Source organism: Streptomyces sp. NPDC050564, assembly GCF_044457265.1.
In the GTDB taxonomy this organism is placed as follows: Bacteria; Actinomycetota; Actinomycetes; order Streptomycetales; family Streptomycetaceae; genus Streptomyces.
In genome coordinates this window covers 1-20,000 of record NZ_JBITGS010000065.1, presented here as the reverse complement: position 1 = coordinate 20,000, position 20,000 = coordinate 1, and the positions used below count along the sequence as shown (strand labels likewise).

The window sequence follows — 20,000 nt, the reverse complement described above, 5'->3', positions numbered from 1 at the left end:
GGAACGGCAAAGGGCAGTCACAGATTCAACGATCTTCTTGTTGACATGTTCCAGCCACTCATAGGTTTTCCGCCGGTCGCGACGCGCATCACGCGTCCCGGCCGTCCAGCGCACCCGCATGTCTCCCCTGGTTCACCCACCTCTCGGAGGAAGTACGTTGCGCAGAACCATTTCTCTCACCGCCGTGGCTTCCCTGGCCACGGCTGCTCTGGCCCTGGCCGCCCCGGCCGGCCAGGCGGCGCCCTCGGCCTCACCGTCGCCGAACGGCGTCACCGTCGCCCACTCCTGTGCGACCCCGACGCAGAAGAACGTGATGGCGTGCAAGGCGCTGCACGTCACCGCGGGCACCCCCAAGTCCGCGCACGCCGAGAGCGACCTGACGGCGGCCGCCGCCCCGTCGGGCTACGGCCCCACCTCACTGCAGGCCGCCTACAACCTGCCTTCCTCCAGCGGCGGTTCGGGCCAGACCGTGGCCATCGTCGACGCCTACGACGACCCGAACGCCGAGGCCGACCTGGCCGTCTACCGCTCGCAGTACGGCCTGCCCGCCTGCACCACCGCCAACGGCTGCTTCAAGAAGGTCAACCAGACCGGCGGCACCAGTTATCCCCGCGGTGACTCCGGCTGGGCCGAGGAGATATCCCTCGACCTCGACATGGTCAGCGCGGCCTGCCCGAACTGCAAGATTCTTCTGGTGGAGGCCAGCTCGGCGACCATGACGAACCTCGGCACGGCCGTGAACACCGCCGTCAGCCTGGGCGCCAAGTACGTCTCCAACAGCTACGGCGGCAGCGAATCCTCCAGCGACTCCACCTACGACTCGTCGTACTTCAACCACCCCGGCGTCGCCATCACCGTCAGCTCCGGCGACAACGGCTACGGCACCGAGTACCCGGCAGCGTCCAAGTACGTGACGGCCGTGGGCGGTACGTCCCTGAACACCTCGTCCACCTCACGCGGCTGGACCGACACGGTGTGGAGCGGAGCGGGCTCCGGCTGTTCCTCCTACGACGCCAAGCCCACCTGGCAGACCGACAGCGGCTGCGCCAAGCGGACCGTCGCGGACGTCTCCGCGGTCGCCGACCCGAACACCGGCGTCGCGGTCTACGACAGCTACCGGCAGGCCACCGGCTGGATGGTCTTCGGCGGCACCAGCGCCTCGGCCCCGCTGATCGCGGCGACCTACGCGCTGGCGGGCACCCCATCCTCCGGCTCGTACCCGGCGTCGTTCCCCTACGCCCACACCTCGGCGCTCTACGACGTGACCAGCGGTACGAACGGCAGCTGCTCCGGCTCGTACCTGTGCACCGGCACCACCGGGTACGACGGCCCGACCGGACTCGGCGTCCCCAACGGCACGGCGGCCTTCACCGGCTGAACGGCTCCATGAGGTAAGCCCGTTGGCTGTATGCACCGCGCGCAGGACGGCGACCGCCTTGTTGCGGCACTCGTTGTCCTCTGCGACCGGGTCCGAGAAGGACCTCGAACGCACCCAGCAGTGGATCGCCGACGAGGAGCGGCGGCAGGCGGAGCGCAGGCGCGGTATCGCGGCACGTCCGCCGCAGCCGGACTGGCTCATCGAGCACGGCCTCGACGGGCACTCGCCCGCCGTGTACGACCACGTCGGCGGCTGCCACATGGCCGGCTAACGCAGCAAGGGCGTCGGAAGGGAGCAGGCCCTGCGCGCCCTCGCCAACGGTGTGCCTGCCTGCACCCACTGCCGGCCCGACACTGAGCTGGGTATCCTCGACTGATCCCCTCGCGCCGAGACGAGGTCACCGTGAGCGAGACACCCCAGCCGAAACCCAGGAGAATCGAGCGTCAACTACCCGTCGCTGAAGCCGAGGGGCTTGCACAGCGGGCGCCACTGGCTGTGGTGCTGCGTTTGCGTCCTGTCCCACGCCCCGGTTCGGGAAGTGGGTCTGGGGCGGTTGACTGCGCCCCGCGTCGCCACAACTCCCACGCTCTGGCACGGATGTTGCGGGAGCCGTTCCGATCCGCATGATCAACGAATCCGCAGGACCGGCACGCGAACCAGGCCTGCGAGACCCGGTTCGCCCCGTCCACATGCCCGCACTGGGCGCAGGTGCGTGAGGTGTACGCCGGATCGACGTACACCACCAACACCCCCGCCCGGCGGGCCTTGTACGCGATGAACTGCCCCAGCTGCGCAAAGGACCAGCTGGCGTGGGTGGCCCGTTGGGGCTTTGCAAGCCGTACCCGCTCGCGGATGCCCGTCAAGTCTTCCAGGGCGATCCCGCGACCGGTGCGTTCCGCCTCGGTCACCACATGCTTGGCGATCTTGTGGTTGATGTCTCTGGCCCGCCGCGCCTCCTTGCGCCTGCGCTTCTTCAACCGGCGTTTGGCGGAGGGGGTGTTCTTCTTCTGCAGCTTGCTGCGGAGCTTTCGTTCTCTGACGCGGATACGGTTCAGTTCCCGTCCGGCCAGGATCTCGCCGTCGGAGGTGGTGGCGATGTTCCCGATGCCCAGGTCGATGCCGATAAAGTCCACCGGATCCGTGTTCGCCGGTGCTTCGGGGACCTCGCAGGTGGCCAGCAAGAACCACATGCCGTCCCGGTACACGAGATCGGACTCGCCCTTGCGGTGCAGGGCCAGGGTGGCCACCTGCACGGGGCTCGCGGTGAACGCCACGTCCTTGATCCGCCCTGAAACCGTCCAGATCGACACCCGGCGTGCGGCGATCTGCCAGGACAGCATCCGGTCGTCGTAGGGCTGCGCCCCCTTGGCGCGGAAGGTGATCGGCCTTTCGGTGGCCCTGCGATACCGCCGGGAGCCGGGTTTGCCGAGGTTCCCGGCCCTCAGGTTCGCCTTCAGCGTCGCATAGGCGTCACAGGTCTTCTTGATCACGTGCTGGGCGGCCTGCGCCCCCAGGTTCCACCGCGCCTTCACCTCGCCGTAGGTGAGCCTGCGCAGCGCGAAGTTGTTCTTCACACCCTTTTCGAAAGCCACCTCACTGGCCCAGGTGGCCGCCTCGTTGCACGCGCGCAAATTCGCCTCAAGTGCCGTCGCCTGCACGGGCGTCGGCGCCAGTTTGACCTGCACAACCAGCTTCACACCCGTGACGCCAACCGCAATTCCCAGGCCTCAATTCGAACACGGGACAATCCCACACCACGCGGGACCCGCCATCCCGGCGCTCCGCGCCGGACGCCACCACGGTGCTCCGCACCGCTCACCTCAGGACGCGATACCTCCCGAGCGGGAACGCCCCGGGGATCCTCGCAAGAATCGAGCCGCACGGAGCCGTCCAACCGCGTGGTCGGCGGAGCCCGGCGCCGGGGTCAGGGTCCCGTGCTCCGCCTTCCCGCTATCGAACTCGCGGGTCAGTCTTCCGAGGGACGTGGGGCGCGTAGGTGCGCCCGCTCCTTCAGCTCCTCCTCGTCGACCAACGTGAGCATCGGCTGACCCGGCGCGCACACCATGGTCACCACGAACTTGGTCGGTGCGTCCGACAGGGCGTTGCCGTCCTGGTAGTGGATCACATCACCACCCGGCTCCCAGAACGTCCCACCGGCCTCGACCACGCGCTCCGGCTCACCCTCGAGCTCGAACCGGACCGCGCCCTCCATCACGTAGCCGAAGGACGGGCCCGAGTGGCGGTGCGGAGGGAGCCCGGGGTGACCGGGAGGCCACTCGACGAGGATGGTCATTCCCGAACCACCTTCGGGAAAGAAGGGCGGAATGACTTCCTGCAGCAACTTGACTTCGGGCGGCAGCGACACCTCGTGCCCCTCGGCAGGGTTCGCGTGCACTGGGTTCTGCTCTGACACTGTGATGCACCTCCGTAAGCCCGCCTGGAATGGACGATCTTGCGTCGGCCACCGCGGCGATGACCGAGTTCGTCGGTGCCGGGCTCACACAACTTGCTTCACAATGAAGTCAAGGCACAGCCCGCATCCGTGACAGACGTACGCCTTCTGCCTCGCACAGAGAGTCTCAGGACCACCCTGCCTCCTGTCGGCGGCCTCCACAATCCGGGAGCCAGCGGCGTAGAGGACGCGGCGGCAAAGACAGCGCAGTCAAGATGGCCGTGTTCATGGAATCCGCCCGGGCCGCCGGCGTGGCCGAGCGGGTGATGTCCGCGGCACCCCCACAGTCGTACCTCGTGGCCACTGCCCGGTGCCTTTTAAGTCGGTTGATCCCGCACTCGACCGCATGGCGCTCGCGGTAATCCACCGCGTCGAAACGTGGCGGTCGACCGCCACGGGAGCCGAGCTTCCTGCGATTGCGGGCCTGGTCAGCCTTGTATGGGTTGGTGCAGCGGATTCCACGGCGGCGCAGGTAGGCACGGTTCGCGCGGGAGGAGTACGCCCGATCGGCGCGTACTCGATCGGGGCGGACGCGTGGCCGGCCCGATCCGATGCGGGGTACGCGGACATTCTCCAGCACGGGCTCGAATTGCGGCGAGTCGCCGCGCTGCCCGGCCGTCACCACGATCGACATGGGCTTTTGGCCCTGCTCGAGAGCCACGTGCAGCTTGGTGGTGAACCCCGCCACGTGAGCAGCCCAGCCCGTGATCACAGGGCTCGGTCACAACTCCGCCCGGCGGTTCCTTCTGTAGGTCCCCATGCTTCCTGGCCCCTGCCGCATGCTGACGGGCGCGACACACTGTGGAATCGACGCTTTGGGCTGCGGCAGTGCGGCCACGGTCGGAGGGTGCTGTGCCGCAGCCAATGCGACGGTCGCCGTCGGTGTCCGCAAAAAACGACGTTGCCCGGAACGCTTGCGTTCCGGGCAACAGCGTGGGCGGCAGCTGCGAAGCTCCTGGGGGAGTTGCAGGTCTTCTTGGCCGTCTCAGGCCGCGGACGTTGGGTTCGCTGATTCGGCGGCGCGGCGGTATTCGGCGTTGATGCGTTGGGCTTCTTCGAGCTGGTCTTCGAGGATGACGATGCGGCAGGCGGCCTCGATGGGGGTGCCGTGGTCGACGAGTTCCCGCGCGCGGGCGGCGATGCGCAGTTGGTAGCGGGAGTAGCGGCGGTGGCCGCCTTCGGAGCGGAGCGGGGTGATGAGGCGGGCTTCGCCGATGGCGCGGAGGAAGCCCTGGGTGGTGCCGAGCACTTCGGCGGCCCGGCCCATGGTGTAGGCGGGGTAGTCGTCGTCATCGAGACGGCCGTACGAGTCGTCTGCTGTCATTGCACCTCTCTGTGGAACGCGTGGAGGGGCCCTGGCGCCATTGGCGCCAGGGCCCCGAAGGAACTGCTACACCATCTGCCGGCCCTGGTACTGCGCCGGCCTGCTCTTTCCGCAGACCCGACCCAGATGCTGTCGGGGGTGCGGGGATCGCGGTTGCTTGACCGAAGACCACCTCACTATCGATGTCCTGCGGTACCCGGGCTCAAGACTTCTGCCCGGGCGATCCTGATGGCGCTCCGCTCCTCCGTTCTTCCCTCGGTGTTCAACTACCTACCAAACGGGGGACTGCGTACTGCTGGTATTGCTCTACTGCGTACTGCTGGTGATGCGAACCGCTCAGTGGCCTGCGACAGCGCCACTCTTCGGCAGCCAGCCCCGTCGCCCGTCCTGCGTCTGCTCTGGCTTAGAACCCCACTGCCGAACTTCCCGGTGCGCGCGTCCGCAGCCGACGCCTTCACCGAGGTGCTGCTCACTGACTTCACTGCTGGGTACTGCGAACTGCACTTACGGGTAATACCACTGCGTTAACTGCGGACTTGCTCACGGCGGCCCCTGATCACTGCGGGCCACCCGGTCCGGTTGTCAGTCCCGTCGCCGTCCTGCAACATCCCTGGCTTCGCGACTCCACCACCGCACCGTCCTGCGCACTGCAACTGCGTGTACTGCTGGCCGGCAGTTCGTCTCTGCCAGGCCCCGTTGATCTCGGCTACGAGAGAAACCCTAACCAGACCACCACCCCAATGTCTACTCCAGCCAACATAGATTTCCGCGTGTCCGGCGGTGGGGTAATCGACCTCGAACAACGACGCGGGCAGGGGCAAGGCCGTCACGGCCCGGAGGCCAGAGCACAAACACCACGCAGATCGGCCGCCGAGGAGGCGCGATGACGCCGAGCGGGGGGGGACGTCAGCAGGAGCCGTCGCTGAGCCGGTCCTTGGCCCACGTACGCATGCGCTCGGGTACTGCTCAGCTTCCGCGGGATCGCAACGTCGCAGTCCTCGAAGAGTTTGGTCTGGGCGTCGTCGGTCAAGCGAGTGGTCTGCTGGAGGCTGGCAGCAGGCCGGGCCGGAGAGGGTGACCGGTGGATCCGGCCGAGCTCGGCGGCGGTCTTGAGCAAGAACCACCGCTGGCGCCGCGTTCCGGTTCATCGCGACACCGACGCCTGGCCAGGGGCGTCACCCGAGTGGCCTAATCTGGAGTGAGTGTGCCGCTCGGATCGCCCTGCTGATGAAGGGCTTCTGGCCATGGCAGACAAGGCCTTCGCCGGTGCGCTGGGGACGCTTCCCGTCAGCGCGTCCACGCTTTCGGGTGACGGCCATTCGGGTCACGATATCCGCATGGCGGTACCGAGCGAGGCATCCCGCCCGGAGTGACGCCGACCTGTCGCCCGCCCGGTCCTATGCCCTGCATGCCCGGCTTGCGCGCCGCGCCTACCCGACATGCGGCAAGCCGTACAGGGAGGCGACCATGGGCCTGGCCTTGGTAGTTCCGGTCCTGATGCTCGCTCTGTTGATCGGGATGGACGTATTCGAAGAACGCCTCTTCGGTGGAGAGCCCTCCATCACCACGGCGAACAACGCCCGGTCGATCCACCGCCGGCGTTCCAGCAACGACGGGAAGAACGACCCGCTCCGCACCTTCGGGATCTTCAGGTCCAGGTCGCCGGCCTGCGTGGTCAGCAGCCTCTGCCGGTGTCCATTGCGCCAGGTCGTGCGCGTCTCGGAGTGCTCGCGCGGCGCGGCACCGATCACCTCGGTGGCCTCGGCCTCGATCAGCTCCTGCAGGATGCGCTCGCACACCACCCTGATTGCTTCAACTCCATCGGTCCGACGTAGTGACTCAAGCAGCCGCATCAGCTCAGACTGGGACAAGGCCATCGCGTGCTCCTCCGGTCGAACTGCCCGTTCACCAGGGAGACTTGCGCGATGGCCTGCCCTTGTTCAGGGAGCATGCACCGCCAGCGGATGCACGCCCCGGGCAGACACCCGCGCGTTCCGGGACCCTGCCCGGCTACACCAGTTCATGGGACGCGACGGGAGTTGCAGGTGACCGCGGACACCGTCCGCAAATGGCGGCGACGCTTCCTCGTCGAGCGGCTGGACGGGCTGGCCGACGAGTCCCGGCCGGGCCGGCCTCCCACCATCAGCGTCGACCAGGTGGAAGCGGTCGTGGTCACCACGCTCGAACAGCTCCCGAAGAACGCCACCCACTGGTCGCGCACGTCGATGGCCCAGCACAGTGGTCTTTCGAAGTCGACCGTGGGCCGGATCTGGCGACAGTTCCAGCTCAAGCCGCATCTCGCGGACACCTTCAAACTGTCGACGGACCCGCTGTTCGTGGAGAAGGTCTACGACGTCGTGGGCCTGTACTTCAACCCGCCCGAGGGTGCGGTGGTGCTGTCGGTGGACGAGAAGTCGCAGATCCAGGCCCTGGACCGGTCCCAGCCGGTCCTGCCGATGATGCCGGGCATGCCCGAGCGGCGTACCCACGACTACGTCCGCAACGGCCTCACCACGCTGTTCGCCGCGTTCGACGTCGCCACGGGCGAAGTCATCACCACCCTGCACCGCCAACACCGGGCCGTGGAGTTCAAGAAGTTCCTGATCCGGATCGACAAAGAGGTGCCCGCTCACCTTCAGGTCCACCTGATCATGGACAACTACGGCACCCACAAGACTCCAGCGATCAAGGCCTGGCTCGCCAAACACCCAAGGTTCGAGCTGCACTTCACCCCGACCGGCTCCTCCTGGATCAACCAGGTCGAGCGGTGGTTCGGCTACCTCACCCACCAGATAATCCGCCGAGGCGCACACAAGAACATCCAAGCCCTGGAAGCCGACATCCGGGCCTGGGTCAAAGACTGGAACGAACACCCCAAGCCGTTCATCTGGACCAAGACAGCCGAAGAAATCCTCGACTCCCTCCCCCGCTTCTGCCGACGGATCTCTGGCGCAGGACACTAGAGCTTGATCCAGTAGCGCCGTGCGGGGCCGTGTTCGGTGTCTCGAACTCCTTCGAAGACGCCGCCTTGCTGCTCGATCGTCTTCACTGAGGCGAGGTTGTCCACTGCACAGACGAGCAGCACCCGGTCCAGGCCGAGTGCCCGCGCCTCGTCGAGCATCCGGCCCAGTGCCCAGGTGGCCAGCCCACGCCGCCGCGAAGATGGCCTGATGCCGTACCCGATGTGGCCAAACTGCAGCACATAGTCGTTGAGTCCGTGGCGCAGCGTGATCCCGCCGAGCACCTGGTTGCGCTCGACGATCCATCGATACATGCAACTCAACTGGCCGGCCTCCACCGGCTTTGCCGGGTTCGATTCCTCAACCAGCCGCGTCACCCAGGCCGCGAACCCGGTTGCCGAGTCGACCTCGTCCGACGGCCTCACACCGAATCCGTCCTCGTGGAGCCCAGGGCCCCACTCGCCATGCGCCTCGATCCAAGCGGATTGCAAGCGGGCAGTAGGCGCGATCAGTTCAGGCATGCGGCGACGATACCGATCCAGATCATCTCGACCTACGGCGGGAGTAGTTCGGAGAAGGCTTCTGCCGCGCCCACGCGGTGGCCTTCACCGTCCCCGCCCTACAGTCCGCGTATTTGAAGGGCACTTTCCGGCGTTTCTGTACGCGGGCCTGCTCGAGCATGATCCGGGCATGTAGCCGCGCCGGGTCATCGTCGCCGACGCCCGCCGCCACGGCATTGCTGTGTTGCCCGTCGACGTCAACCACTCCCGCAGGCAGCACAGCGCGCAGCAGACCGGGCAGGGCTGGGGGGTGCGCCTGGCGCTCTCCACGGTCAAGGGCATCACCGAGGCGGAGACCGCCCGCCTAGCGGCCGGCCGGCCCTACACCTGCCTGCAGGATCTGTGGCTGCGCGGCCGCCCCTCCCTGCCGCTCGCCCAGCGCCTGATCCGTATCGGTGCCCTTGGCGCCCTCTCCCCCGGCCTGACCCGGCGAGACCTGCTCCTGCAGGCCACCGAACTGCACCGGCACTCCCGCAACCGCACCGCCCCCGACGGGCAGCTGCCGCTGGGCGGCGAGCTGGTGACCGCCGGACCGAGCGGGCTGCTGGAAATGACCAGCCGCGACAAGCTCGGCGCCGAACTCGACACCCTCTCCATCGATGTCACGCATCACCTGATGGAGCACCATCACCGGCTGCTGCGCGAGCTCGGCGCGACCGACGCCGCCCACCTGCGCGACATGGTGCCCGGGCAGAAGGTTCTTGTCGCCGGGGTGCGGGCCTCCACGCAGACCCCGCCCATCCCGTCCGGCAAGCGGGTCATCTTCTACACGCTGGAGGACGGCTCCGGCCTGGTCGACATCGCCTTCTTCGAGGACTCCCACGAGCACGTGGCGCGCACCGTGTTCCACTCCGGGCTGCTGCTGGTAGGCGGCACCGTTGAGGCACGCGGTCCGCGTCGCACCGTCGTCGGCGAGATGGCCTGGGATCTGGACGAGGTGGCGGCTGCCCGCCGCGACCACGGACCCCAGGCCGCCCTCGACCTTCTCGGACGCACCGGCCCGGCCCCCACGCCGGCCCAGCCGGCGGCCCCGCAGCGCACGCTTGCCGACGGCACCGCCGGGGCCCGCCTGCACCCGTCGGATCTCCACTATCCAGCCCGCCGGCACCCGTTCGGCGGACCTGCGACGGCTAGGTCACCGCAGTCAGGGTTCTCCAGGCTGACATGTGTCTCACGAGACACACCGACGCCCAACCGCGGGTGCACGTACTGGATTCGGGTGCCGGATGAGTCAGTTCTGGCAGCTGCCTCCGCTCGCAGGGGTGTCCTCGACTGTCGGTAGAGGTGGCCGGTGAGGTGCTGGTGCTGGCCATGTCAGCCTTCGGGGAGGAGCGGAACGGCCAATGGCGGCAGGAGGTTGGTGCAAGATGCGGCGGGCTGGCTTGCCTTCTCGGTACGCTCGGCCTCCCCGAGCCAGGAGTGAGGGTGATCGAGTTCGAGTCGTACTGCGAGGCCCTACGCCAGCGCGTGGAGGATGCGAGCAGCACGAGTCTGGGCTCGGGGGTTAGGCTCGCTCGTCGGCTCTGGCCGGTTCCCCGTCCGGCTCCAGGGCCCTGACCTGTAGCTTTCCCCGGGCTGCTCGGCGGGTGAGCCTGCGCTGTTCCGCTGTCGCCCAGCGGTCCGCCCGGGCCGGGTCGAGGGGTGTGCCGTGGCCGACGTGAAGCCAGGTGGGCTTGAGGTCGAGCATCGCGCGGAGGCTGGCGAGGTTGGCGAGCGGGTCGTCGTGGAAGGGCGGGTTGGCGGGGCGGCCCTTGATCAGGCCCATGAAGGAGTTGGCGATGAGGTCGCCGGCCACCAGATCGCCGTCGTCGGTGAGGACGGAGACGGAGCCTGCGGTGTGGCCGGGGGTGGGGATGATGCGGGCGTCGACACCGAAGTCCGCGAGGCCGGTCGCGCCCCGGACGAGGATGTCGGGTTCGAAGGGTTCGGCCTGTTCGTGGAGTTTCGGGTTTCGGGCCATGAGCCGTCCCATCGGCCCGGTGGGCAGGTATGGTTCGCGAACCCGGCCGGTGCGGTAGGGGCGCAGATCAGCGGCGTGTGCGGCGATCGGGGCGCCGGTGAGGCGGCGCAGTTCGGCGGCGGAGCCGAAGTGGTCGATATGGCCGTGGGTGACGACGACGAGGCGGATGTCCTCGGGGGCGAGGCCGTGGGCGGCGACCTGCTCGGTGATCCGCCGGCCGCTGCCCGGCGTTCCGGCGTCCACGATGACCGGGTGGCGGCCGAGCAGCAGGTAGGCGTTGACGGCTCGCCGGCCCAGGACGGGGATCGGGACGACCTTGGTACGGGACAACGGGGGTGCTCCTTCACGAATTGGGGTGCACGGACGGGCGACCGCGGCTGCGGTCGGCGGTTCAGCGGGCGGTGGCGTGGGGCCGGAACCGGCGGCGGTACTCGGCCGGGGTGGCGCCCAGTCGGCGGCGGAAGGCCCGGTGCAGGGTCTCGACCGATCCCAGTCCGCTGGCTGCCGCGACGTCGGGCAGGCTGTGTGCGGACTCCTCGAGGAGGCGGCGGGCCGCCTCCACCCGGACCGCCTCCAGGTAGTCGGCCGGGGTGCGGCCGGTGCAGTCGCGGAAGACCCGGGCGAAGTGGCGCACGCTCAGGTTCAGGCGGGCGGCCATGGCCTCGACCGAGATCCGCTCGGCGAGGTGTTCGTCGATCCAGCGGCGGAGTTCGTCGATGCGGTCGTCGGCGCTCGCCTGGAGGGAGAGCGGCACGCTGAACTGCGTCTGTCCGCCGGGGCGTTTGACGTACATGACCATGGCGCGGGCGGCGTCGAGGGCGATGGCCGGGCCGTGGTCCTCGGCCACCATGGCGAGGGCGAGGTCCAGGGCGGCGGTCACGCCCGCGCAGGTCCAGATCCGGCCGGCGCGGATGAAGATCGGCTCGGGATCGACCGCGATGTCCGGGTGGTGTGCGGCAAGTTGGTCGGCGGTGAGCCAGTGGGTGGTGGCGGGCAGGCCGGTGAGGAGTCCGGCCTCGGCGAGCAGGTGGACGCCAGCGCACACGCCGCCGACGCGCCGTGCGGCCGGAGCCGCTGTGGCCAGCCATGCGACGACGTCAGGGTCGATGACGGCTCGGTACCGGCCGTCGGCGTTGTCCATGGCGCCGGCCACGAGGAGGGTGTCGACGCCCTGGCTCACCTCGGCCAGCGACCGCTCGGCGACCAGGCTGATCCCGGCGGCGGTCGGCAGCGGGCCGACCTGCGTGGCGGCGATCTCAACCCGGTAGGCGGGTGCGTCGCCTTCCACCAGTTGGGAGGCGACGGAGAAGACCTCCGCCGGGCCGGTCACCTCCAGCAACTCAACCCCGGAGAAAGCGGCGATGACGACGGTGCGCGGTTCGGGCATACCGCAATCCTTCCGCCGACCGGGCCGTGTCCGCAATGACCGGGTTCTGTCAGATCCGGCCATCGGTCACGGCCAAAGCGAGACCGGAGCGCCCAGGTCCGCCCGCTGTCCGCTCCAGGCGGTTCACGGGGCGAAGGCGTGGCGGTTCGGACCGGTCACCGCCCGCGAGTCACGGCAGTGACCGCCGCCGCGACGGTTGCCTGGAGCTGCTGGGCGTCCGCCCCGGCGCGAGAGCGCAGGTTCACGCCGTGTGCGAGGAGAGCCAGGATGTCGACCGCAGACCCGGAGACGACGCCTTCGGCGAGTTGCTGCTGGCGGTGTGCCGAGCGGAGCGCGGAGTGCAGGGCGTCATGCAACCGTTGGTGCTGGCGGTCGAGGAGGGCGCCCACCTGAGGGTCGTCGTTCTCGGTGCCGGCGTGCGCGTTGGAGACCATGCATCCCCACTGGCCGTACTCGCCGGTGCAGCGCATCTCGATCAGGGCGGTGAAGAAGTCGGTGATGGCCGGCAGTCCGCGGTCGTCCTCTTCGAGGCGGCCGAGGGCCGGCCGCGAGCGGTCCTGGACGTAGCGTTCGAGGGCGGCGCGCTACAGCTCCTGCTTGCCGCCGAAGGTCGCGTACAGGCTGGAGCGGTTGAGCCCGGTGGCGTTGACGATGTCCTGGATCCCGGTGGTGGCCACGCCCTGCCGCCAGAACAGGCGCACCACCGTGTTGTGACGCCTTCGCGGCAGGCGTCACAACAAGTCGGGTGCACTCTCCTGGGCGGGATCCTTGGATGCCGGGTGATCCGGACCGCCGGCCGGGGCAGCGGCACGCAGCGCCGCTTCGACCCGGCGATTGTTGGTCATGGATGCCGTGACGGCCGTCATCGCCAGGAGGAGGACGGCGGCGGCGTAGAGCGGGGTACGGATGTCGTAGGTGGTGGCCAGCCAGCCGCCGAGGAAGGCCCCGATGGGGGCGGCGCACATGGCCAGCATGCGGGAGGTGGAGGCGACCCGGCCCATGAGGTGGGCCGGGACGATCGCCTGCCGGAGGGAGGGCCCGAGCACCATCGTGGCGCCCATGCCGGCCCCGCAGAAGGCGAGCGCCAGCCCGGCCACGTACGGGTTCAGGGCAGAGGCAAGGCCCAGGACGGCAAGCCCTTCGACGACGGCTGTGCAGGTCAGTGCGGTGCCGGTGCCGAGTCGTCGGCCAAGGTAGGAGGCGATGCCTGCACCGACCAGACCGCCGGTGGCCTCCGCCGTGAGGAGCAGGCCGAAGCCGTAGGTGTCGATGCCGAGGCGGTCGTGCGCGAAGAGGGCGAGGACGGTCTCCACGGCGAGGAAGGCGATGTTCCCGACCGCCGGGCGGAGCGCGAGCCCGAGCAGCAACCGGTTTCGGAAGACGTACGAGGCCCCGGCCCGCGCCTGCCGAAGCAGTGACTCGCGGATCTCCGGCACGGGCCGGGGTATGGCGGGAAGCGACCGTACGAGCAGTGCGGAGAGCATGAACGACACCGCGTCGGCGAGTAGCGGAGCCGCCCGCCCGAGCGCGAGCAGCGCACTGCCCGCAGGCGGCCCCGCGAAGCCGGACATGGCGGTCTGGGCTCCGCGCAAGCGAGAGTTGGCTCGCTCCAGGAGTGCGGGGTCGCGGCCCAGCAGATCCGGCAGATAAGCCGTGGCGGCCGTGTCGAAGAAGAGTCCGCCGAGGCCCAGCAGGAAGGCGACGGTCGCGAGCAGCGGAATGCTCAGCACGTCGAGCGCTGCTGCTGCCGCCGGTATCGCGAGCAGCACCGCACGCGCCGCGTCCATGACCCACATCGTGCGCCGGCGGTCCCAGCGGTCCACCAGCGCACCGCCGAGCACCCCGAAGAGCAGCCACGGCAGCGTCCCGGCGGCCGTGACGACGGCGAGCGCCATCGGATCCCGCGTCAATGTCAACGCGAGCAGGGGCAGCGCGGCATGCGACACCCCGTCACCGAGCGAGGACACCGTCTGCGCAGTCCACAGCCGTCCGAACCCGGTCGGCAACTTCCGAACGCCTGAGGTCACTTGGCGCCCCCCTCGGCCTGCTCGCGCGGTGCCGGGTGGAACAGTGCGAAGACGAGTGACGCGTCCGGCAGCGACGGATCGGACAGCTCCCGGTACTCGTCCGCCAGTGCCTGCAGCCGCGCCCCCAGCTGCGCGAACTGCTCCTCGGTGAGCCGCAGATGCGCCATCCGTACGTGCCGCTCGCCATCCACCGGCGACGCCTCTAGGTCCGCCACCGCATGCCGCATCAGCACATCCGGCCCTCCCTCGCCCGGATCCGGCAGCACGATCGCCCGCGCGGCCATCGCGTAGTACCGCTCGGTGACACCCCGCACCTTCCGCGTCCGTACCACCTTCACCAAGCCGGCCCGCTCCAGCAGTCGCACGTGATAGCTGGAACTCCCCTTCGCAAGGCCCACCCGCTCGGCGATCTGCGTAATCGTCGCCGGCTCGAAGCGGAGCACGGCCATGATCCGGTGGCGCGTGAGATTGGAGACGGCGCGCAGCTGCTCGTCCGTGGTGACGTGAAACGTCTCGGGAAGATCATCGGTAGGCATGCGAGCAATGGTCAACGATTCTTGACCATTGAGCAAGGGGATTTCGCGCGGACCTCCAGAATCTGCTGTCCGGCGCGCGAGACCTTCTGTCAAAGCCCCCCACCCGCCGCCGATCCGGGGACTTCGCCTTCGTTTTCTGAAAATCTCTCCCGATGGGTCGCCCAGCCCCCTCGGAGCCTTCAAAAAGCCATTCAAAAACCTCGGGCGTTCAAGAACCCCGGACCGCCCTTTTCTGACATGATCCCGGGCCATGACGACCACTCAGGAGCCAGCGCAGGACGCGGACGCGCTCGTCGCCGAGCCGCTGGTGCGCACCGAGATCAAAATCGGGTACGCCCGAGTGTCGACCGGCGGGCAGAAACTGGAGCGGCAGCTCGACGCGCTCACCGCCGCCGGGTGCCGGAAGATCTTCGCGGACAAGAAGTCCGGGAAGGACGCGCTCCGTCCCGAGCTGAAGGCGTGCCACGCGTTCCTCGACGCGGGCGACACGCTTGTCGTCCCCTCGCTCGACCGCTACGGCCGCAGCCTCCAAGACCTCATCAACATGGTCGCCGAGCTGCGCGAGCGCGGCATCGGCTTCACCTCGCTGCACGAGAACCTGGACACCACCACCCCCGGCGGCCGACTCGTCTTCCACGTCTTCGCCGCGCTCGCGGAGTTCATTCGCGAACTCATCGTCATAGGCACCAAGGAGGGCCTCGCCGCCGCCCGCGCCCGCGGCCGAGTCGGCGGACGCCCCAGCGTCGCCACCGAGGAGATCATCCGCGCCGCCCGCGACCTGCTCCCCGACCCCGGCCGCTCGATCACCTCGATCGCCAAGCTCCTGGGTGTCTCCCCGGGCACGCTCTACAACCACATTCCGGACCTGCGCGAGCTGCGCGCCGGCGCGGTGCCCCGCCAGCTCGAAGCCCCCACACAGTAGGCAGATCAGACCAAGATCAATCTCAGCGGCACTTTCTGTACCTCAACTACTCACACCCGCCGAGGCCCGTGGGTTCAGAGAAACCGAAGCCTGCTTAGCGGGAACTCGCGGGTCGGTCCGTGTGCATCAGCTGTCGTATCCGTGGGTTCGGCGGGATCCGTGGGGTGGGTCGCGATGCGGCGGGCTTCGGCCGTGACCTCGGCGTCGACCTGGTCCACGGTTCTGTCGCCGTATTCGAGGACGTCGTACTCATCGTCGAGTTCGGCGAGCCGCTCAGTCAGAGGCAGCTCATGTCCGTAGCGCTGGTGAATCCGGAAAGTGAACTCCCGAGGCGTGAGCTCGCTGGCGAGCATGCGGCGTGCGAGGGCTCGGGCGGCGGCTTCCTGGCCGGCCTGGCCGACGACCGGATAGAAGGGGAGGCCGAGTTCGTCGAGTGCTGCGGGAAGCAAGTCGTGGACGTCGTAGTCCGCCTCGGCGCGCGTGCAGGCGGCGAGGATTCGAAGGCCCGGGGTGTCGAATCCGGCGACGAGCGCATCACAGGCGGCATTGACGACATCGCTCGCGCGGATTTCCCCCATACTCCAGAGGGCGGCATGGTCCTGTAGAGCGATTGCTGCTGCTTCGGTCGACGTCACTCGCTCATGATTCCCTTCACGGTGCGTCCCGGGCGACCAGATTTCATCGAAGGTGCTGTTCAGCGGCTTGTTCCATCAGGGCTCGTGCGGAGTCCGCGGAGCGCATCGCGGTCTTCTCGTCGAGTCCGAAGACCTCGGCGAGGTGGAGCGGGTCGGGCCCGTGAGTCAGGGCCTCTTCGAGCTGGCGGTCGACGCGGAGCCGCTCCAACGTCGCATCCAGCCCGCGCATCGCGGCACTGATCCAGTGGTTGCTGGAGCGGCTGGTCTTCGTGGCGGTCTGGTCGTTGATCAGCAGGTGAAGGTTCGCGGTGTTCGGCCACCGGTTTCGCCGGTGCTCCAGCCAGGCCAGCAGCAGTTTCAGGGTGAGATCGTCGATCGGGCGGGCGTGTCCGGCGACGGTCAGCCAGCGGTTGCCGAGGTCGACGTCGTGGAGCGTGAGGGTGGCGATCTGGGCGACCCGGGCGGCGTGGACCGCTGCGAGGGCGAGGATGAGGCGCGTCGCCGGGGTGGTGGCCGCCGCGACGGAGCGATCGACCTGCTCAGGGACGAGGGGCTGCAACACAGCGTACTCAAGCTGCCCGACCCTGATCCGGCTGGTCGGATTGCGGAAGATCAGTCCGTTCCGCTTGGCCCAGGTGAACAGCGAGCGCAGGGCGACGAGTTGGTCATGCCGTTGGCGGTCGCGCAGTGTCCTGATGTAGGCGAGGACGTCGTCGCGGGTCACTTCCCGCAAATGGTCGTAACGGTTCGACCATTCCAGCAGAGCCGGGCGGACCCGGTTGAGGTGGAGCCAGACCGTGCCCTCCCGTCGCGGGAGGCTGCGGGAACCGCCGTCGCGAAGGACTCGGGTCGAGGGTGACGTCGACGTGGTGGGCCCAGGCGTGCCGGGCGGCGTTGGTCAGGGCTTCGGTGAGGATGCGGTAGGCGGCGCTTTCCACCGCGGGCGGCAGCGGCGGCAGCGTGTCGATGTGGACGTCGACGGTCAGGGCCGGAGTGAGGGACCGGGCGTGGCGGCGGACCGCTTCGGCGAGGCCGAAGCGGTCCAGGACCAGCGGCCGCAGGCCGTCGATGATGCGCCGGATCTCTGCGACCGCGCCGGCGACTTCCTCCCGGGTGCGTTCCAGGAGTGCTGTGACCGCGGCGGTGTCATCCGTGGCGAGTCCGTCCACGGCCGCTTGCAGGCCCAGACCGATTCCGGCGAGGGAGGGGCCCAGGCCGTCGTGGAGGTCCGTGCGCAGCCGGTCGCGCTCGGCGCGGGTCGCTTCCACGACACGGTCGCGTTCCGCTGCGACCGCCTCACCGAGCTCGAGCGCTCGTACGATCACGGCGAGTTGTTGGGCCAGGGCCGCCAACAGGCGTTTGTCGTCACGGCCGTACGGTTCACCGGGAGTGCGTTCGGCCACCGTCAGCGCGCCGAGCGAGCGTCCCGCCAGGCGAAGTTCGACGCGGTGGCAGGGACCGAGCGGCGTGTCAGGGGCGACGAGGGCCCTGCCCTGCGGGCTGGTCACACCGGCCGCCGGGGCCCGGACAGCGCTTTTGACCGCCTCCAGCGCAGCTGGCAGCAGGGCGTGCTCCCCCACGTCGCCCATCTGGCCACCGAGCTGGATCAAGGCCCGCAGAGGGTCGCGGCGGCCGCCGTAGATCCACCAGTCCACGGCCCGTTGCAGCCGCTCACGGGCGGGGGCCAGTCCGATCGCCACCACCGCGGCCGCAAGCACCCCAGGCAGGAGACTGCGCGGCCACACCACCCCCACGCCTGCACTGGCCAGCAGGTAGACACCCACGACCACGGCCGTCAGCGTTCCGTAGACCAAAGTCCGACGCAGCGCAATCTCCACACCCAGCATCCGGTAACGCACCACGCCCACAGCCACAGCAACCGGAAGCAACATGCCGAGCAGAGCGTGGAGCAGACGGGGTGCCAGGAACAGAGCCGTCAGCAGCACGGCAAGGACGCTCACCATTCCATGCCAACTGCTGCCGCTGCGGGGGCTGGGAGCGCACCAGGCGCACCAGGGTGTGGCCTGTGATGATGAGCGCGCACACCACGATGACCAGCAGGCAGACACCGTTGACGAGGGCGATCGCGGCGGTTGGCAAAGACAGTGGTGGCGTGCCGCCGGGAACGATGTCGTCGTAGGCCTGGGCGTCGAAGGGCGCGGCCAGGGTCAGCACGGCGACGGCCGCGGCGGCTGCGGTGACGGGCCCGCGCAGCCAGCGCGCGGACAGCCGACCCTCGGGGTAGAGCGCCAGGACGACGGTGGGCAGACAGAACAGGAGCGGGTAGTGCGCGCCGCCGGCCACGGCGGCAACGGTGGAGGCTGCGGGCCAGTGGTGTCCGCTCAGCACGGCGCCGGCTCCGTAGGCGGCGAGGCCCGCCTGCCAGGATCCGCTCGCACCCAGCCCGAGGAAGAGCCAGCCCAGCGGGTTACGCGGCCGCAGGCAGGCCAGGACCGCTCCCGTCGCAGCCCAGGACACCAGGATGGTGCCGAGCAGCACGAGCTGGAACAGATTCTCCCCGCCCGGCATGCGCCGGGCGAAGTGCGTGGCCATCCAGCCGGCGAACACCACAGCAACCGCTCTCGACGCCACCACCGACCACACCGCTGCACGCACGGCCACCACCTCATTCTGCGCTGAAGACCACCGCCCGTGCCGGGTACTTCGATGCTTTGCGCGCACGCGTTGCCGCAGGTGTCTGCCCCGGCACGCGCATCCGCCGCAAGCCGTCCCAGGCGCCTCCCGCGTCACGCGGCAGCCTGGCCGGCCGGGCCTCTCCCGCCACCTTGCCCTGCCGGTGCGGGCCGGGGCATGGGGCCGGTGTCCCGCCGGTGCCGGGCACCGCGCCCGGCCGGCCAGGCCGCGTCGGGCGACACGGTGCCCCGGTGTACCGGCCCGGTGCCCGGCACGCCCGCGGCGAGGAGCTCAGGCCCCCGGCCCGGTGGGCACGCCACCGTGATGGAGTCCACCGGCTCCCGCCGGGGACCGTTCTCATCCGCTCCCCAATTCCAGGAGTACTCCATGTCCACCCCAGCCCGACTGCTGACCGCCTCCGGCCTCATCGCCCTTCTCGTGTGGGGTGCAACCGCCTGTGACGATCAGCCAGTGGAGTCGCCTTCCCTGCCCCGACCGGCTCTGTGCACGCCCGACGACGCCGACGGCTGCCTCAGCACGCACGACGACCCCGTCCCCGAACCCGCCCCATGGAACAGCACCACCCCGCCCACCACGCCTCCGTCCCACAGCGGTTGCGCCTACTGGGGAGAGATCGGCTGTCCCGACACCCCCATCTACATTCCGCCGCCGGACATCGGCCCCTGGTCATAGCCGAGGCAACAGCGCCCCGGGCTGCCCAGGGATCCCGCCAGCGGCGTCCCCGAGGCCGCCCTCGGGCGGAAGCAACACTGATCGGCTACCGGGCCGGCTCGATACCGTGCGACGTGCCGCAAGGCCGACCTGGTGAACCCTCGTCGGCTGCGGGCGGTGCAGCCGGCGCCGCATCACCGCTTGCACAGCCGGCCCAGGGGTGAACCATGCGTCTCGCACGCAGCCAGCCCCTCCCCGGCTGGCCTGGCGCCGGGGGCAGTCCGCTCGAGCGACGGGGCACCAGCCGCCGGTGTGCGCCCAGCACATTCGTGCCGCCACCAGGCCGTGTCCGCACGCGCCTTGAGGGAAACCCGGCGGTCTTCGCGGCCCGGAGCGCCAGGATGCAGGCACGGTCTACGGCTTGAGCGGCCAAGGCGTCCGCGTTGTTGCGCAGCCGCCCGTTGCTTCGATCCTCAGTGGATTTCAGCAATCCGGGCATTTCTGCCCGGAAGGTCCGTGACGTCACCAAAGCGTGAGGGCTTCGGTTTGTCGA

The 20,000-nt window shown here is 69.3% G+C and carries 18 protein-coding genes and 3 pseudogenes; 6 read left to right on the top strand and 15 right to left on the bottom strand.

Features of this window, described 5'->3' with window-relative positions:
• Positions 1 to 118: 118 nt before the first annotated feature.
• Positions 119 to 1,378 (top strand): peptidase S8, encoded by a 1,260-nt coding sequence (locus tag ACIBK0_RS48560; protein WP_399095849.1) that lies wholly within the window; start codon positions 119 to 121, stop codon positions 1,376 to 1,378.
• Between the two features lie 61 nt (positions 1,379 to 1,439).
• Positions 1,440 to 1,754: pseudogene (locus ACIBK0_RS48555) on the top strand (DUF6233 domain-containing protein).
• A gap of 67 nt (positions 1,755 to 1,821) precedes the next feature.
• On the opposite strand, the gene ACIBK0_RS48550 reads toward ACIBK0_RS48555, so the two are convergent.
• From ACIBK0_RS48550 to ACIBK0_RS48530, 5 genes are all read right to left on the bottom strand, one after another.
• The gene (locus tag ACIBK0_RS48550; protein ID WP_399095846.1) at positions 1,822 to 3,075 is read right to left on the bottom strand and encodes an RNA-guided endonuclease InsQ/TnpB family protein; all 1,254 of its coding nucleotides are present in this window, start codon (positions 3,073 to 3,075) and stop codon (positions 1,822 to 1,824) included.
• 269 nt (positions 3,076 to 3,344) lie between these two features.
• Positions 3,345 to 3,743 carry a cupin domain-containing protein gene (locus tag ACIBK0_RS48545; RefSeq protein WP_399095870.1) on the bottom strand — a complete coding sequence of 133 codons (399 nt, stop codon included), beginning with the start codon at positions 3,741 to 3,743 and terminating at the stop codon, positions 3,345 to 3,347.
• A gap of 214 nt (positions 3,744 to 3,957) precedes the next feature.
• The gene (locus ACIBK0_RS48540) at positions 3,958 to 4,464 is read right to left on the bottom strand and encodes a transposase (RefSeq protein ID WP_399095867.1); all 507 of its coding nucleotides are present in this window, start codon (positions 4,462 to 4,464) and stop codon (positions 3,958 to 3,960) included.
• Between the two features lie 351 nt (positions 4,465 to 4,815).
• The gene (locus ACIBK0_RS48535; RefSeq protein WP_028804842.1) at positions 4,816 to 5,154 is read right to left on the bottom strand and encodes a MerR family transcriptional regulator; all 339 of its coding nucleotides are present in this window, start codon (positions 5,152 to 5,154) and stop codon (positions 4,816 to 4,818) included.
• A gap of 1,430 nt (positions 5,155 to 6,584) precedes the next feature.
• Complete coding sequence (locus ACIBK0_RS48530; RefSeq protein WP_399095842.1) at positions 6,585 to 6,953, bottom strand: transposase; 369 nt, start codon at positions 6,951 to 6,953, stop codon at positions 6,585 to 6,587.
• A gap of 216 nt (positions 6,954 to 7,169) precedes the next feature.
• On the opposite strand from ACIBK0_RS48530, the pseudogene ACIBK0_RS48525 reads away from it, so the two are divergent.
• Positions 7,170 to 8,117 (top strand): annotated as a pseudogene (locus tag ACIBK0_RS48525) (IS630 family transposase); the annotation flags it as partial.
• Here the strand turns inward: ACIBK0_RS48525 and ACIBK0_RS48520 are convergent.
• The gene (locus tag ACIBK0_RS48520; protein ID WP_399095839.1) at positions 8,114 to 8,635 is read right to left on the bottom strand and encodes a GNAT family N-acetyltransferase; all 522 of its coding nucleotides are present in this window, start codon (positions 8,633 to 8,635) and stop codon (positions 8,114 to 8,116) included. The pseudogene ACIBK0_RS48525 and the gene ACIBK0_RS48520 sit on opposite strands and share 4 nt — an antisense overlap.
• 56 nt (positions 8,636 to 8,691) lie before the next feature.
• Between ACIBK0_RS48520 and ACIBK0_RS48515 the strand changes: the two are divergent.
• A pseudogene (locus ACIBK0_RS48515) lies at positions 8,692 to 9,837 on the top strand (DNA polymerase III subunit alpha); the annotation flags it as partial.
• Between the two features lie 341 nt (positions 9,838 to 10,178).
• On the opposite strand, the gene ACIBK0_RS48510 reads toward ACIBK0_RS48515, so the two are convergent.
• The 6 genes from ACIBK0_RS48510 to ACIBK0_RS48485 all read right to left on the bottom strand — a co-directional run bounded on the left by ACIBK0_RS48510 (position 10,179) and on the right by ACIBK0_RS48485 (position 14,584).
• Positions 10,179 to 10,964 carry an MBL fold metallo-hydrolase gene (locus tag ACIBK0_RS48510; protein WP_399095836.1) on the bottom strand — a complete coding sequence of 262 codons (786 nt, stop codon included), beginning with the start codon at positions 10,962 to 10,964 and terminating at the stop codon, positions 10,179 to 10,181.
• Between the two features lie 61 nt (positions 10,965 to 11,025).
• Positions 11,026 to 12,021, bottom strand: a complete 996-nt coding sequence (locus ACIBK0_RS48505) for a GlxA family transcriptional regulator (RefSeq protein ID WP_399095833.1) — start codon at positions 12,019 to 12,021, stop codon at positions 11,026 to 11,028.
• Positions 12,022 to 12,176: 155 nt separating this feature from the next.
• On the bottom strand, positions 12,177 to 12,491 hold the full coding sequence (locus ACIBK0_RS48500; RefSeq protein WP_399095830.1) for a hypothetical protein: 315 nt from the start codon (positions 12,489 to 12,491) through the stop codon (positions 12,177 to 12,179).
• A 114-nt stretch (positions 12,492 to 12,605) separates the two neighbouring features.
• On the bottom strand, positions 12,606 to 12,725 hold the full coding sequence (locus ACIBK0_RS48495) for a TetR/AcrR family transcriptional regulator (protein ID WP_399095827.1): 120 nt from the start codon (positions 12,723 to 12,725) through the stop codon (positions 12,606 to 12,608).
• 27 nt (positions 12,726 to 12,752) lie between these two features.
• Complete coding sequence (locus ACIBK0_RS48490; RefSeq protein WP_399095824.1) at positions 12,753 to 14,048, bottom strand: MFS transporter; 1,296 nt, start codon at positions 14,046 to 14,048, stop codon at positions 12,753 to 12,755.
• A complete protein-coding gene (locus tag ACIBK0_RS48485) occupies positions 14,045 to 14,584 on the bottom strand; it encodes a winged helix-turn-helix domain-containing protein (protein WP_360089341.1) in 540 nt (179 codons plus the stop codon). Before ACIBK0_RS48485 ends, ACIBK0_RS48490 begins: the two co-directional genes overlap by 4 nt.
• Positions 14,585 to 14,834: 250 nt before the next feature.
• Between ACIBK0_RS48485 and ACIBK0_RS48480 the strand changes: the two genes are divergently transcribed.
• A complete protein-coding gene (locus ACIBK0_RS48480) occupies positions 14,835 to 15,506 on the top strand; it encodes a recombinase family protein (RefSeq protein ID WP_399095820.1) in 672 nt (223 codons plus the stop codon).
• Positions 15,507 to 15,580: 74 nt separating this feature from the next.
• Here the strand turns inward: ACIBK0_RS48480 and ACIBK0_RS48475 are convergent, their stop codons facing one another.
• The 3 genes from ACIBK0_RS48475 to ACIBK0_RS48465 all read right to left on the bottom strand — a co-directional run bounded on the left by ACIBK0_RS48475 (position 15,581) and on the right by ACIBK0_RS48465 (position 18,087).
• Positions 15,581 to 16,084 carry a hypothetical protein gene (locus ACIBK0_RS48475; protein ID WP_399095817.1) on the bottom strand — a complete coding sequence of 168 codons (504 nt, stop codon included), beginning with the start codon at positions 16,082 to 16,084 and terminating at the stop codon, positions 15,581 to 15,583.
• Between the two features lie 100 nt (positions 16,085 to 16,184).
• Positions 16,185 to 16,865, bottom strand: a complete 681-nt coding sequence (locus ACIBK0_RS48470) for a hypothetical protein (protein ID WP_399095814.1) — start codon at positions 16,863 to 16,865, stop codon at positions 16,185 to 16,187.
• Positions 16,807 to 18,087 carry a sensor histidine kinase gene (locus ACIBK0_RS48465; protein ID WP_399095811.1) on the bottom strand — a complete coding sequence of 427 codons (1,281 nt, stop codon included), beginning with the start codon at positions 18,085 to 18,087 and terminating at the stop codon, positions 16,807 to 16,809. The genes ACIBK0_RS48470 and ACIBK0_RS48465 overlap by 59 nt, the downstream gene beginning before the upstream one ends.
• A 1,075-nt stretch (positions 18,088 to 19,162) precedes the next feature.
• On the opposite strand from ACIBK0_RS48465, the gene ACIBK0_RS48460 reads away from it, so the two are divergent.
• Positions 19,163 to 19,468, top strand: coding sequence for a hypothetical protein (locus tag ACIBK0_RS48460; protein WP_399095808.1), 306 nt, complete (start codon positions 19,163 to 19,165; stop codon positions 19,466 to 19,468).
• Positions 19,469 to 20,000 lie beyond the last annotated feature (532 nt).

Coding starts and splice junctions, on each gene's coding strand:
- ACIBK0_RS48560 (WP_399095849.1), top strand. CDS start 119: ATGTCTCCCCTGGTTCACCCACCTCTCGGAGGAAGTACGTTGCGCAGA.
- ACIBK0_RS48540 (WP_399095867.1), bottom strand. CDS start 4,464: ATGTCGATCGTGGTGACGGCCGGGCAGCGCGGCGACTCGCCGCAATTC.
- ACIBK0_RS48535 (WP_028804842.1), bottom strand. CDS start 5,154: ATGACAGCAGACGACTCGTACGGCCGTCTCGATGACGACGACTACCCC.
- ACIBK0_RS48520 (WP_399095839.1), bottom strand. CDS start 8,635: ATGCCTGAACTGATCGCGCCTACTGCCCGCTTGCAATCCGCTTGGATC.
- ACIBK0_RS48505 (WP_399095833.1), bottom strand. CDS start 12,021: ATGCCCGAACCGCGCACCGTCGTCATCGCCGCTTTCTCCGGGGTTGAG.
- ACIBK0_RS48500 (WP_399095830.1), bottom strand. CDS start 12,491: ATGCGCTGCACCGGCGAGTACGGCCAGTGGGGATGCATGGTCTCCAAC.
- ACIBK0_RS48485 (WP_360089341.1), bottom strand. CDS start 14,584: ATGCCTACCGATGATCTTCCCGAGACGTTTCACGTCACCACGGACGAG.
- ACIBK0_RS48480 (WP_399095820.1), top strand. CDS start 14,835: ATGACGACCACTCAGGAGCCAGCGCAGGACGCGGACGCGCTCGTCGCC.
- ACIBK0_RS48475 (WP_399095817.1), bottom strand. CDS start 16,084: ATGGGGGAAATCCGCGCGAGCGATGTCGTCAATGCCGCCTGTGATGCG.
- ACIBK0_RS48460 (WP_399095808.1), top strand. CDS start 19,163: ATGTCCACCCCAGCCCGACTGCTGACCGCCTCCGGCCTCATCGCCCTT.